The following is a 12732-nucleotide window of genomic DNA, read 5'->3' as shown; positions in this document are numbered from 1 at the left end:
GGCGCGCGGTGGTCGCGCCGACGGGGGGTCAACCTTTCGGGGACCGCCTGCCGTTGGGCCATCTGGCCGGGTCGTGGCAGCCGCCGCGGTCACGTCGCTCCACCGGCCCCCGCACCACCACCGCACCGCACCGCACCACCCACGAGGAGAACCCGTCACATGCCCGTGATGCGTCACACCCGCCGGAAGACCGCCGGCATCAGCGCGACCGCGGTCGTGGCCCTGGCGCTGGCCGCGGCCGCCGCGCTTCCCGCCTCCGCGGCGGACACCGGTGGGCGAGGCGTGATCGAGAACGCCGGAGCCCCCGGCTCCGTACCCGGCAGCTACATCGTGACCCTCAAGGACACCGCGGCCCGCTCGACCGCCCCGAGCGGCAAGGCCGTCGCCCGGCGCCACGGCGCGAAGATCGACCGGACCTACAGCGCGGCCCTCAACGGCTACTCCGTCGTGGCCTCCGAGGCGCAGGCCACGCGGCTCGCCGCGGACCCGGCGGTCAAGTCGGTCGTGCAGAACCGTATCTTCAGCGTCAACTCCACCCAGCCCACCCCGCCGTCCTGGGGCCTGGACCGCGCGGACCAGCGCACGCTCCCGCTGAACCAGAGCTACACCTACCCGGACCAGGCGGGCCAGGGCGTCACCGCGTACGTCATCGACACCGGTGTCCGCATCACCCACCAGGACTTCGGTGGGCGCGCGTCCTACGGGTACGACGCCATCGACAACGACATGACCGCCCAGGACGGCCACGGCCACGGCACCCACGTCGCCGGCACCGTCGCGGGCGGCTCGTACGGCGTGGCCAAGAAGGCCAAGATCGTCGGCGTGCGCGTGCTCGACAACAGCGGCTACGGAACGACGGCCCAGGTCGTCGCGGGCATCGACTGGGTCACCAAGAACGCCGTCAAGCCGGCCGTCGCGAACATGTCGCTCGGCGGCGGCGCGGACACCGCGCTCGACAACGCCGTCCGCAACTCCATAGCCTCCGGCATCACCTACGCCGTGGCCGCGGGCAACGACGGCACCAGCGCCTCGAAGAAGTCCCCGGCGCGCGTCACCGAGGCCATCACCGTCGGTGCCACCACCAGCACCGACGCGAGGGCCGCCTACTCCAACTACGGCCCCGTCCTGGACGTCTTCGCGCCGGGCTCCGGCATCACCTCGGCCTGGGGCACGGGCGACACCGCCACCAACACGATCAACGGCACGTCGATGGCCACCCCGCACGTCGCGGGCGCGGCCGCCGTCTACCTCTCGCAGAACCCGGCCAGCACCCCGGCCCAGGTGGCCTCGGCCCTGCTGAATTCGGCCACCCCGGACCGGGTGACCAACGCCGGCACCGGTTCCCCGAACCGCCTGCTCCACGTCGGCGTCCTGGGCCCCGTCCCCCCGGGCAAGCGCTTCGACAACACCACCGACTACGCGATCAGCGACCACGCGACCGTCGAGTCCCCGATCGCCGTCAGCGGTGTCGTCGGCAACGCCCCGCAGACGCTGAAGGTCCCGCTCGACATCAAGCACACCTACATCGGTGACCTCAAGGTGGACCTGATCGCGCCCGACGGCACGGTCTACACCCTGCACAACCGCGCCAACGGGGGCGACGACAACATCGTCAGGACCTTCACGGTGGACGCTTCCGCGCGGGTGGCGAACGGCGTCTGGAAGCTCCGGGTGAACGACGGCGCGGACGGCGACACCGGGAAGATCGACTCCTGGGCGCTCCAGTTCTGACAGTCGCGAGGCGTCAGAGGTGAGCCACGGGGGGCGACCGGCGGACCGGTCGCCCCCCGTCCCTGGTCCACCCCTGGGATCCCCCGCGTCCGGACGTGCGACCGTCATGTGCGCGGCGATTGTGCCCGTACGAAGGCCCGTACATGGCGGTGGTGTGGCACGGGTGTTACGTATGCGCAGACCTCTTGTGGGCTCAGCGGGCGTGCGTCAACCTTTCGGAGGCGGCGACCTCCCCCGTGAGTTGAATTGTCATGAACACGTCGGCAGTGCGCCGCCTCACCCCCCGCAACGCACCACCTATGAGGAGGACCCCTCACATGTCCGTGATGCGTCACACCCGCCGGAAGGTCGCCGGCATCAGCGCGACCGCCGTCGTCGCCCTCGCGCTCGGCGCGGCCGCCGCGTTACCCGCCGCCGCGGCCGACAGCGCTCCCCTGGGCGTCATCGAGAACGCCGGGGCCGCCGGAACCGTCCCCGGCAGCTACATCGTGACTCTGAACGACTCGGCCGCCCGCTCCACCGCGGACAGCGGCAAGGCCGTCGCCCACCGGTACGGCGCGAAGATCGACCGGACCTACAGCGCGGCCCTCAACGGCTACTCCGTCGAGGTCTCCGAGGCGCAGGCCAGAAGGCTGGCCGCGGACCCGGCGGTCAAGTCGGTGGTGCAGAACCGCGTCTTCACCGTCGACGCCACCCAGCCCAGCCCGCCGTCCTGGGGCCTGGACCGCATCGACCAGCGCGCGCTCCCGCTGAACCAGAGCTACACCTACCCCGACCAGGCCGGCGAGGGCGTCACCGCCTACATCATCGACACCGGCGTCCGCATCACCCACCAGGACCTCGCCGGGCGCGCGTCCTACGGCTACGACGCCATCGACAACGACAACACCGCCCAGGACGGCCACGGCCACGGCACCCACGTCGCCGGCACCGTCGCGGGCGGCGCCTACGGCGTGGCCAAGAAGGCCAAGATCGTCGGCGTGCGCGTGCTCAACAACCAGGGCTCGGGCACGACGGCCCAGGTGGTCGCGGGCATCGACTGGGTGACGCGCAACGCCGTCAAGCCCGCGGTGGCCAACATGTCGCTCGGCGGCGGCGCGGACTCCGCGCTCGACACCGCCGTCCGCAACTCCATAGCCTCCGGCATCACGTACGGCGTCGCCGCGGGCAACGAGTCCACCGACGCCTCGACCAAGTCCCCGGCGCGCGTCGCCGAGGCCATCACGGTCGGCGCCACCACCAACACCGACGCCAAGGCGAGCTACTCCAACTACGGCTCCGCCCTGGACATCTTCGCGCCGGGCTCCAACATCACCTCGGCCTGGGGCACCGGCGACACCGCCACCAACACCATCTCCGGCACCTCGATGGCCACCCCGCACGTCGTGGGCGCCGCGGCGCTGTACCTGGCGCAGAACCCGTCGAGCACCCCGGCCCAGGTCCGCGACGGCCTGGTCGCAGCGGCCACCCCGAACGTGGTGACCAGCCCCGGCACCGGTTCCCCGAACCGCCTGCTCTACGTCGGCGCCGGCGGCACCGTCCCGCCCGGCCCGCGCTTCGAGAACACCGCGGACTACGCGATCAACGACAACGCGACCGTCGAGTCCCCGATCACCGTCAGCGGAGTCTCCGGCAACGCCCCGGCGAGCCTGAGCGTTCCCGTCGACATCAAGCACACCTACATCGGTGACCTCAAGGTCGACCTGATCGCCCCCGACGGCTCCGTCTACACCCTGCACAACCGGTCCGGCGGCAGCACGGACAACATCAACCAGACGTACACGGTCAACGCCTCGTCCGAGGTCGCGAACGGCGTCTGGAAGCTGCGGGTGAACGACAACGCGAACATCGACACCGGGAAGATCGACTCCTGGGCGCTCCAGTTCTGAGTGACCGGCACTGGGCGACCGGCCCTGGGTGACCGGCACTGAGTTCCCGGAACTGAGCCACCGGAACTGAGCACTGCAACTGAACGGCCGCGCCACAGCGCGGTGTACGGGCGGGGGCGACCGACGAGGCGGTCGCCCCCGCTGCGTACTATTCGCGCATTCGTTCGCGCCCGTGCCGCCCCCTGCGATGGAGTCCGACCCCGTGAGCACCCCGCCGAGTCCTCCCTCCGGACCGGGCCACTCCTGGCCCCCGCCGTCCCCGCAGCCGGCGTGGGGACCGCCGCCGGGCCAGGGACAGCAGCAGGCAGGGCTCAACGGCTTCGCGCTCGCCTCGCTCCTCGTCGGGCTGCTGTGCTTCCCGCCGCTGGGCATCGTGTTCGGTGCGGTGGCCCTCGTACAGATCGCGAGGAAGCGGGAGCGGGGCAAGGCGCTGGCGATCGTGGGCCTGGCGGTATCGGTGGCGATGACGGGTGCGCTGGTCTTCACCGCCGAGCGGGTCGCGTCGGCGGTCGGCGACCGGTTCGGGACGCTGGGCGGGCTGCCCGACGCCGACACCGACGTCGAGGGCGAGCTCACGGACATGGACGACCTGCGGGTGGGCGACTGCTTCAACGTCCCGGGCGGTGACCTGATGGACGAGCGGCCCCTGACGTACAAGGTCGACTGCGTGCAGGTGCACCACGGCGAGGTCACCGCGGCGAAAGCGCTGGGCGCGGCGGACGCCCCCGGCTCCGTGGCGGGCGAGGACGAGCGCGCGTCCGAGGACGCGTGCTGGAAGGCCCAGGACGAGTACGCGATGGACACGTGGGCGCTGCCCGAGTACGCGGAGATGTTCTACTACGCGCCCTCACGCCAGTCCTGGCGCGAAGGGGACCGGCTCCTGCTCTGCGTGATCGGCACGACCGAGGAGGAGTGGCGCGGCAGCCTGCGCCGGGACGCCGCCGCGCTGAAGCCCGAGCAGGTGGCCTTCCTGCGGGCCGCCAACGCCGTGGAGTTCGTCATGAGCCGGCCGCCCGAGGAGGAGGTCGAGGACGCGCTCGGCACCTACCAGGCCTGGGCGGCCCAGGTGCACGCGGCGCTGGGCGACGAGGCGAAGGTGCTCCAGAACGACAAGGCCCGTCCCGGGCTGGAGAAGGCCGTGCCGGCGCAGCTCAAGGCGATCGAGGAGGCCCGCGCGGCGTGGCAGCGCGCCGCGCAGGCGAGGACGGCGGCGGAGTTCGACAAGCAGTGGGGGCGGGCCATGACCGCGCTGTCCCTGGACACCGAGCAGGCGCTGCGCGGAGCGTACGGCCTGACGACGAAGGTCCCGCAATGGCTGGAGGACAGCCCGGGCCACAGCCAGGGGGACGGCGAGGACCCCGAGGGCGGGCCGGGCCGCGGGCCCTCGGCCGAGGCGGTGTGAGCAGGCGGGCGCATCAGGCCGGGGTTCGGGCGGCGCTGGACGTCGCCCTGGTGACGCGCAGTAACGGGTTTGAGTGACCTGCCTTCATCACTTCGGGTGAAACTTTGGCCCTTGCTTGCAGTATTCAACCGTCGGTTGCCAGGGTGTAGCTGTCTGTCAACCTGATGGGAGTGGCCAGTGACTTTCGGTGAGCAGCCGGCCTATCTGCGCGTGGCCGGGGATCTTCGACGGAAGATCGTCGACGGTTCTCTGCCCCCGCACGCCCGGCTCCCCTCCCAGGCCCGCATCCGCGAGGAGTACGGGGTCTCCGACACCGTGGCCCTGGAGGCGCGCAAGGTCCTCATGGCGGAGGGGCTGGTCGAGGGCCGGTCCGGGTCCGGTACGTACGTGAAGGAGCAGCCCGTCCCGCGGCGGGTCGCCCGCTCCGGCTACCGCACGGGCGGCGCGTCGACGCCGTTCCGGCAGGAGCAGGCGGACGCGGCCGCGCGCGGCACCTGGGAGTCGAACAGCGAGCAGACGGGCGCGCCCGCGGAGATCGCCAAGCGGCTCGGCATCGAGCCGGGCGAGCGGGTGATGCGGACGCGGTACGTCTACCGCGACGCCGGGGAGGCGATGATGCTGTCGACCTCCTGGGAGCCCCTCGCCGTCACCGGCCGGACGCCGGTGATGCTGCCGGAGGAGGGTCCGCTCGGCGGCTCCGGGGTCGTCGACCGGATGGCCGCGATCGACGTCGTCGTGGACAACGTGGTGGAGGAGGTCGGAGCGCGGCCCGGGCTGGCGGAGGAGCTCCTGCTCCTCGGCGGGGTGCCGGGACACGTGGTGCTGGTCATCGGCCGCACCTACTTCGCGTCCGGCCGCCCGGTGGAGACGGCCGACGTGGTCGTCCCGGCGGACCGGTACCGCCTGGCGTACCACCTGCCCGTGCGGTGAGGTGAGGCCGCGCCGGACCGTGGGGGCGGCACCGGCCCGTGCGGCGCCGTCGGCGGGTGGGGCGCGCAGGTCAGGGGGCTCGGCGCGCGACCGTGGCGCTCCTTGTGAACGGGCGCGCACGGCGCAGTAGTACGCATGGCCGGATGCGTACGCCCCCGAGGTACCTCTTCGTGAAAAACCGTATCCGCTCCGTAAAGGTCGGGCGTAAGCTCGGGCATATGCGCAATGCGGTTTCCCGGGCAGGTACGTCGGCGGAGGGTGAAACGCGATGAACGACAGCGGTGCCCTGCTCCCGTGGCTGGTCATACGTCAGGACGACAACGGCAACCGCTACCGGGTGGGGCGCTATCCCACCCGGGCCGAGGCCCAGAAGGTCGTCGACAGCCTCGACGACCGCGGACACAAGCAGCTCTACTGGGTCGAGCGGATCGGTCAGACCGCCACGACGAACTGAGCGTCGCAGCTCCAGACGACGCTGACATAGGCTCCGCCCATGACGGTACGAGTGGTCGTGGGCGGAGCCCTTTGTCATGAGGGGCGCCTGCTGGCCGCCCGGCGCAGCGCGCCGCCGGAGCTCGCCGGGCGCTGGGAGCTGCCGGGCGGGAAGGCCGAACCGGGTGAGTCCGTCCCCGAGGCGCTGGTGCGCGAACTGCGCGAGGAGCTCGGCGTGGAGGTCGAACCCCTGGAGCGGATCCCGGGGGAGTGGCCGCTGAAGCCCGGCCTGGTCCTGCACGTGTGGACCGCCCGGCTGCTCTCCGGAGTTCCCGCGCCCCTGGAGGACCACGACGAGCTCCGCTGGCTAGGGCCGCAGGAACTGGAGTCGGTGGACTGGCTCGACCAGGACCGGCCGGCCGTCGCCGAGGCGGGACGCCGACTGCGCGGCGACGCGGCGGAAGACGACGGGGAAGGTGGCGGGGGGCGCGTGACGCTCGCGCGCTAGGCCGTCTGCGCCACAGTGCGCCGGTCAGGGCCGCACCGAGTGGTACGGCGCCTCAAATATCGGGTATGTCGCTATTAATCCCTATCTCGTCCCCCTTTCGTCCCCGACGAACCGGACTGGGGTCACTGCTGGCCCGGGAAGTGATCGGCGTGATGGACACAGACGGCGCCTGTGCCGAGTGGGCCTTCCCCGCCGAGCCCGGCGCCGTCCGCACTGCACGTCACGCCGTCCGCGGCACCCTGCGCGCCTGGGGTCTCGAAGCCGTCGGCGACGTGACCGTCCTGCTGGTCAGCGAGCTCGTCACCAACTCCCTGCGGTACGCTTCCGGCCCCATCGGGGTCCGCCTGGAACGGCGGAATCCAGCCGCCGACAACCCCGCCGGAGGGCGCGCGCTGCTCGTGGAGGTCTCAGATCCGCTTCCGGATCCGCCCCTCGCGCGGGTCGCCGGGGCCGACGACGAGGGGGGGCGGGGACTGCACCTCGTCGCCGTCTCCTCGCAGCGGTGGGGGACCCGCCACGGGAAGTCGGGCAAGACTGTGTGGTTCGAGTTGGCTCTTCCTGGTGAGTAACAAGGTGAACGGTGACGAAATGACCCTCTGACGAGGTCCGGGGGAGATCACTGACGTGGCTCGAAATCATCGAGACCGTGCTGTGATCGTGAACGCCGTGCCGTCCGGGGCCGTGGTGCTGAATACTGCGGTCATGGCCGGTCCGGTTGCGGTGAGCTGGAGGGGACGGTCGCGTGAGCGAAATACCTGCGCAGGCACAACAGGCCAACGTGCCTCAAGAGTCATGGCACGACGCCCTGTGGCACAGCAGCCCGCCTGGCTCGATATATGACTACATAAAGGTCGCTTCCTTCTCGATCGGTCCCGACGGCTTCATCGACCAGTGGAGTCTGCGCGCCGAGGAACTCTTCGGGCTGACGGCCGCCCAGGCCGTCGGACGCGATCCGGTCGACGCCTTCATGCCGCCCGAGCTGCGCCCCGACGCACACCGCAAAGTCGCGGAGATCCTCGACGGCAAGGAGTGGACCGGCCTGATCCCCTTCCGGATCCCCGGCGGGGACGGTGCGCACGGGGTGGCCGAGATCTATGTGATGCCCACCCACACCGAGACGGCCGAGCGGGCCGCGCTGTGCGTCGTCGTCGACGTGCGCGCCCTGAGGTCCATCGAGTCGGACCTGGCGGCCTCACAGGCCATATTCGGTCAATCTCCCTTCGGCTTCCTGCTCTTCGGTACGGACCTCACCGTGCAGCGGGCCAACCGCCGGTTCGCCACCGTCTTCGGCGGCGCCGCCGAGGAGCACATGGGCCGCACCGTGCACGATTACCTGCCCCCGCACGAGGCCGACCGGATGGCCGACGCCCTGCGCCGGGTCCTGGACACCGGGGAGGCGGTCACCGACCTGCGCATCACCGGCGCCGCGCCCGGCAGCCGGGAGAACCGCCACTGGTCCATCAACCTCTACCGCGTGCACGGCGGCAGCGGGCGCGCCGTCGGCGTCGCCGGCATCGGCACCGACGTCACCCGCCGCCACCTCGCGGCGCGCGAGGCCGCCGGGGTCCGGCGCAACCTCGCCCTCCTCAACGAGGCCGGGCACCGCATCGGCAACTCCCTCGACCTGGAGACCACCGCGCGGGAGCTCCTCGACGTGACCGTCCCGGGCTTCTGCGACCTGGCCGCCGTCGACCTCTACCAGGCGCTGCTGCTCGGCGACGACGACCGGCCCGCCCGCCCGCAGGGCCCGGGCGTGCCCAGCCTCCCCGGCCAGGGCCCGGCCCGCACACCCTCCGCCGCGCTGCGCCGGGTGGCCTTCTCCTCCGCCGTGTCGGACGCCCCGCTGTCCGGTCCGGTCGCGCCGGTCTCCGTGGGCGACGTCCACCGGTACCCGGCGGCGTCCCCGGGCGCGCTCGCCCTGCGCACGGCCCGGCCGCGCCTGATCGAGGGCGGCGGGCCGGAGGACCTCGTACAGTCCACGCTGGTCGTGCCGTTGGTCGCCCACGACACGGTCGTCGGGCTCGCGCAGTTCTCCCGTACGAAGGGCAGCGAACCCTTCGGTGAACGGGACCGGGCGGTCGCCGTCGAGCTCGCCGCACGGGCCGCCGTATGCATCGACAACGCGCGGCTCTACCGGCGCGAGCACGAACGGGCCCTGATACTGCAGCGCAGTCTGCTGCCCCCCGGCGACCCCGAGGCGGCCGGTCTGGACATCGCCTGCCGCTATCTGCCCGGGAACGCGGCGACGGAGGTCGGCGGGGACTGGTTCGACGTCATCGAACTGCCCGGCCACCGCACGGCCCTGGTCGTCGGCGACGTCATGGGCCGCGGCCTGCGGGCCGCCGTGGCCATGGGCGAACTGCGGACCGCCGTACGGACCCTCGCGCTGCTCGACCTCGAACCGGCGGAGGTGCTGAGCGCGCTCGACGAGATCGCGCGCGGCCTCGGGGCGCCCGGCGGCTCCCAGCAGGCGTCGCGGGCCGCCCTGCACTCGCGGGACGCGGACCGCTCCGAGGTGTACCTCGCCACCTGCGTCTACGCGGTCTACGACCCGGTGACGCGGCGCTGCACGATCGCCAACGCGGGCCACATGCCGCCCGTCCTGGTGGAGCCCCCCGACGAGGGCGGGACGCCGCGGCCCGCCCTGCTGCTGGAAGTGCCCCCGGGCATGCCGCTGGGGGTGGGCGGGGAGCCGTTCGAGGAGGTGGAGGTCGAACTTCCGGAGGGCGCCCTGCTGGCCCTCTACACCGACGGCCTGGTCGAATCCCGCGACCATCCACTGGAGGAGGGCCTGCGCGGCCTGCGCGCGGCCCTCGCGGACCCGGTGCGCCCCCTGGAGGACGTCTGCGACCACGTCCTGAACACGCTGGACACCCGGCACGGCGAGGACGACATCGCCCTGCTGATGGCCCGGGTGCAGGGACTGCCCATGGACGCGGTGGGCGACTGGCAGCTGCCCCGGGAGGCCCGCTCGGTGGGACGCGCGCGGGAACTGGCCCGGGCGAAGCTGCCGGCGTGGGGCCTGGAGGGGCTGCTGGACACCACGGAACTGCTGGTCAGCGAGCTCGTCACCAACGCACTGCGGTACGGCGAGGGCGAGATCCGCCTGCGCCTCCTCCTCGACCGGACCCTCGTCTGCGAGGTGTGGGACGCCAACCTCGTTCAGCCGAGGCGCCGGCGCGCGCGGGACACGGACGAGGGCGGGCGGGGGCTCCAGCTCGTCGGGATGCTCTCCGCGGGCTGGGGCACGCGCCGCACCCACCGGGGCAAGACGGTCTGGTTCGAGCTCCCGCTGCCGGGCGCGACCGCGGAGGCGGTGTCCGAACTCTCGGCGGAGCAACTGCTGAACATGTACGGCTGAGCGGGACCGCGGGCCCCTGCCCCCGGATCCACCGGGTGCGGGGGCCTGCGCTCACTTAGGGTCGGTGTCCTTGAAGCACCGGGAGTACACGGCGAAGTTGATCAGGTTCTCGCCTCCGTCGGAGCTGTCCATCCACCGGGCTTCGAGCTGGGTGTGGGTCGCCTCGTGGACGGCGAAGACCTCGGGCGTCTTGGCCTTCGTGTGGGGGTTCGGGCCGTTCTTCACGACCTTCCAGCCGTTCTCCGGCAGCTGCGCGGCGAGGTTCTTCATGCCCTTGTCGAGGGTGTCGTGGTCCACGCCGTACACGGACCAGACGTGCCGGACGTAGCGCAGCCCCTGCTTCTTCTCCTCGCTCGTGCCGCAGGGATAGGTCACCGGACCCATGTCCGTCACCTTGCCCTTGACCTGGGTCATGTCGAGGGCCCTGCTCGACAGGTCGCCGACTTCCTCTTCCATCTCGAGATGGGGGCGCGGCTGCGGGTCGTACGTGCGCCCGGAGGACGATTCGTCGTTCATGAGAGTGCATCCCGATGCGAGGGTCAGGGCGCCCAGGAGCGCCAGTGCCGTTGCGTTACGCCTGCTTCTATGGTCCATCAGGGCGCCTCCCTATCCAGTTCGACCCTGTCATATCGGCCGGCTATCACGGCCGCCTGGTTCGTGAGGCTGACAGACGGCTTGCCGTCCTTTTCGTCCCAGAAGTTCCCGTGGCCCGGGGAATCACTGTGCATCTTGTTGGCCCCGAAACGCTCGTCCGTGGGGATGACCCCCCAGTCCCCGAGACCGCTGAGCCTGCCGCCAAGCGTGACCCCGTTGTCGTCACCCCCGCCTTCCATGGCCCACACGTGCCTCGGCTGGAAGCCCAGGTCCCCCGCGCGGTCCGCCTGCATACCGGGGCTGCCGACCGCGACCACGTCCTGGACGGGCATGGGGTCGGCCCAGCTGTCGGCGTACTCACTGCGGTACTTCGCCGTGTCGCCGATCAGCGTGGATCCGTAGCTGTGGCCGATGAGCGTCGTGTGCGCGGTGTCGCCGGTGGCCGCTTGATGCGCCGCCTGGTTGCCGTCGAGGAACTGCCGCAGGGTCGGCGCCCCCTGCTCGGCCCACTTGTCGTGGGGGGCCTCGCCGAGGATGGTGTTCGGGGCGTCGTAGTCGAACCAGGTGATGGTCGACACCGACTGCCCAGGCGCCATCGCCGAGCTCTCGCGCCACAGGGCGTCGCTCTTCGCGGCCTCGTCCTCGATGGTGCCCAAGGTCGTTTTCGTGCCCGGCACGAAGATGGCCGTGTGGTCCGCGGTGTCCGGGTTCCCGTTGGCCAGGATCACGCGTCCGTCGCTGTTCGCCTCGGCGTCGAATCCGAGCAGGTACGCCTCGGGCAGTCCCCGCTCGCCGGTGGCGTTGAAACGGCTCTGGATCGTCTCCATGCCCGCCAGGCGGTCCTTCAGGTGGGCCTTCCGCTCCCCGTGCTTGTCGTTCCAGGCGCTCCACTCGTCGGTCTCTTCGCGCATCCAGGCGCGCCCGCGCTGGACGTAGTGGTACTTGGGCGATGGTTCCCCCGGGACCGCGTTCAGCTCCGTCTTGTAGGCGCCGTGCGTCTCCGCGAGGACCGTACGGTTGGCGCTGTCGCGGACGTCCGCCGGGAGCCCGTTCAGTGCTCCGACGCTCGCCGGCTGAAGGGTGATGTAGGCCTCCCTCTCCTCCTCCGACAGCCCCTTCCACCACTCGGCGTTCAGCTGCGGGTCGCTGCCCTTGGGCGGCGGGGGCTTGATGTGGGAGAGGTAGTCCTTGGCGCCGCTGCTGACCGCCGCGGAGTCGCCCTGGACGTCGGCCCAGTCGGACTCGGAGACCTTGAGGTCGTCGTCCGCCTTGAGCTTGCGCAGGCGCGGGGCCCACTGGGTGTCGGCCTCGGTGGCCTCGGCGACGGCCTGCGCGATCCGGTTGGCTATCTCCACCGCCTTGCCGAAGTTCGGGTTGGGGTGGATGTTCGCCGCCTGGCGTTCCAGGGCGGCGGAGAGGTCGTTGGCGTCCTTGGTGGGGTCGATGACGTTCCCCGACGGCTTGCCCTTGGCACTGCCGCTGACCGTGCCGCCCTCGGGCAGCTTGCCGTCCTTCTCCGTCCCGCCCGGCGGGAAACTCACCGAACCGTCGGCGCCGACCGAGAACTTCTGGGCTTCGGCGTCACTCACGGCCGCGTCCAGCTTCCGCTTCGCCTCGGTGAAGGAGGCGGCGAGCGCGTTGAGGGAGGTCGCGGCGAGCCCGCACTCGACCTGCGTGTAGTGGAAGTTCTGCGCCAGGCCCCGCAGCTGTCCCAGGGCGGCTTCGACGGCCTCGCCACTGAGCCCGGCCCGCAGCCGGGCGGTGATCCGGCCCTCGGCGCTGCCGTAGGCGTGGTCGGCCATGGCGCTGACCGACTGGTAGCCGTCGGCGGCTTCGGTGAACTCCGACGGATTGAGCGCCTTCAACGTTGCGTAGTCCATGCCCA

Annotated in this window: 10 protein-coding genes; 8 read left to right on the top strand and 2 right to left on the bottom strand. The window is 71.6% G+C overall.

The genetic code is table 11. The features are described 5' to 3' along the window. Window positions 1-159: 159 nt before the first annotated feature. The 8 genes from ACF059_RS02815 to ACF059_RS02780 all read left to right on the top strand — a co-directional run bounded on the left by ACF059_RS02815 (window position 160) and on the right by ACF059_RS02780 (window position 10253). On the top strand, window positions 160-1731 hold the full coding sequence (locus tag ACF059_RS02815; RefSeq protein WP_392050464.1) for a S8 family peptidase: 1572 nt from the start codon (window positions 160-162) through the stop codon (window positions 1729-1731). A gap of 317 nt (window positions 1732-2048) precedes the next feature. After that, window positions 2049-3620 carry a S8 family serine peptidase gene (locus ACF059_RS02810; protein ID WP_392050462.1) on the top strand — a complete coding sequence of 524 codons (1572 nt, stop codon included), beginning with the start codon at window positions 2049-2051 and terminating at the stop codon, window positions 3618-3620. A 202-nt stretch (window positions 3621-3822) separates the two neighbouring features. Then, entirely contained in the window at window positions 3823-5022 is a 1200-nt protein-coding gene (locus ACF059_RS02805; RefSeq protein WP_392050459.1) for a DUF4190 domain-containing protein, read from the top strand. Window positions 5023-5199: 177 nt separating this feature from the next. Further along, window positions 5200-5952 (top strand): GntR family transcriptional regulator, encoded by a 753-nt coding sequence (locus ACF059_RS02800; RefSeq protein WP_361944732.1) that lies wholly within the window; start codon window positions 5200-5202, stop codon window positions 5950-5952. A gap of 268 nt (window positions 5953-6220) precedes the next feature. Next, window positions 6221-6406: an SPOR domain-containing protein gene (locus tag ACF059_RS02795; protein WP_214943524.1), complete on the top strand. Its 186-nt coding sequence runs from the start codon at window positions 6221-6223 to the stop codon at window positions 6404-6406. Between the two features lie 39 nt (window positions 6407-6445). Further along, complete coding sequence (locus ACF059_RS02790; RefSeq protein WP_392050456.1) at window positions 6446-6892, top strand: (deoxy)nucleoside triphosphate pyrophosphohydrolase; 447 nt, start codon at window positions 6446-6448, stop codon at window positions 6890-6892. Window positions 6893-7032: 140 nt separating this feature from the next. Continuing rightward, the gene (locus tag ACF059_RS02785) at window positions 7033-7461 is read left to right on the top strand and encodes an ATP-binding protein (RefSeq protein WP_392050453.1); all 429 of its coding nucleotides are present in this window, start codon (window positions 7033-7035) and stop codon (window positions 7459-7461) included. 182 nt (window positions 7462-7643) lie between these two features. Next, window positions 7644-10253 (top strand): SpoIIE family protein phosphatase, encoded by a 2610-nt coding sequence (locus ACF059_RS02780; protein ID WP_392053005.1) that lies wholly within the window; start codon window positions 7644-7646, stop codon window positions 10251-10253. 51 nt (window positions 10254-10304) lie between these two features. Here the strand turns inward: ACF059_RS02780 and ACF059_RS02775 are convergent, their stop codons facing one another. Both ACF059_RS02775 and ACF059_RS02770 read right to left on the bottom strand, forming a co-directional pair. Further along, entirely contained in the window at window positions 10305-10769 is a 465-nt protein-coding gene (locus tag ACF059_RS02775; RefSeq protein WP_392050450.1) for a hypothetical protein, read from the bottom strand. A 77-nt stretch (window positions 10770-10846) separates the two neighbouring features. Next, window positions 10847-12727 (bottom strand): alpha/beta hydrolase, encoded by a 1881-nt coding sequence (locus ACF059_RS02770; protein ID WP_392050447.1) that lies wholly within the window; start codon window positions 12725-12727, stop codon window positions 10847-10849. Between the last annotated feature and the right edge of the window lie 5 nt (window positions 12728-12732).

This window comes from Streptomyces sp. NPDC016562 (genome assembly GCF_043076955.1).
Classification (GTDB): Bacteria; Actinomycetota; Actinomycetes; order Streptomycetales; family Streptomycetaceae; genus Streptomyces.
Note: the sequence above shows the minus strand (reverse complement) of the source record. Positions and strands in the feature narration are given on the sequence as shown.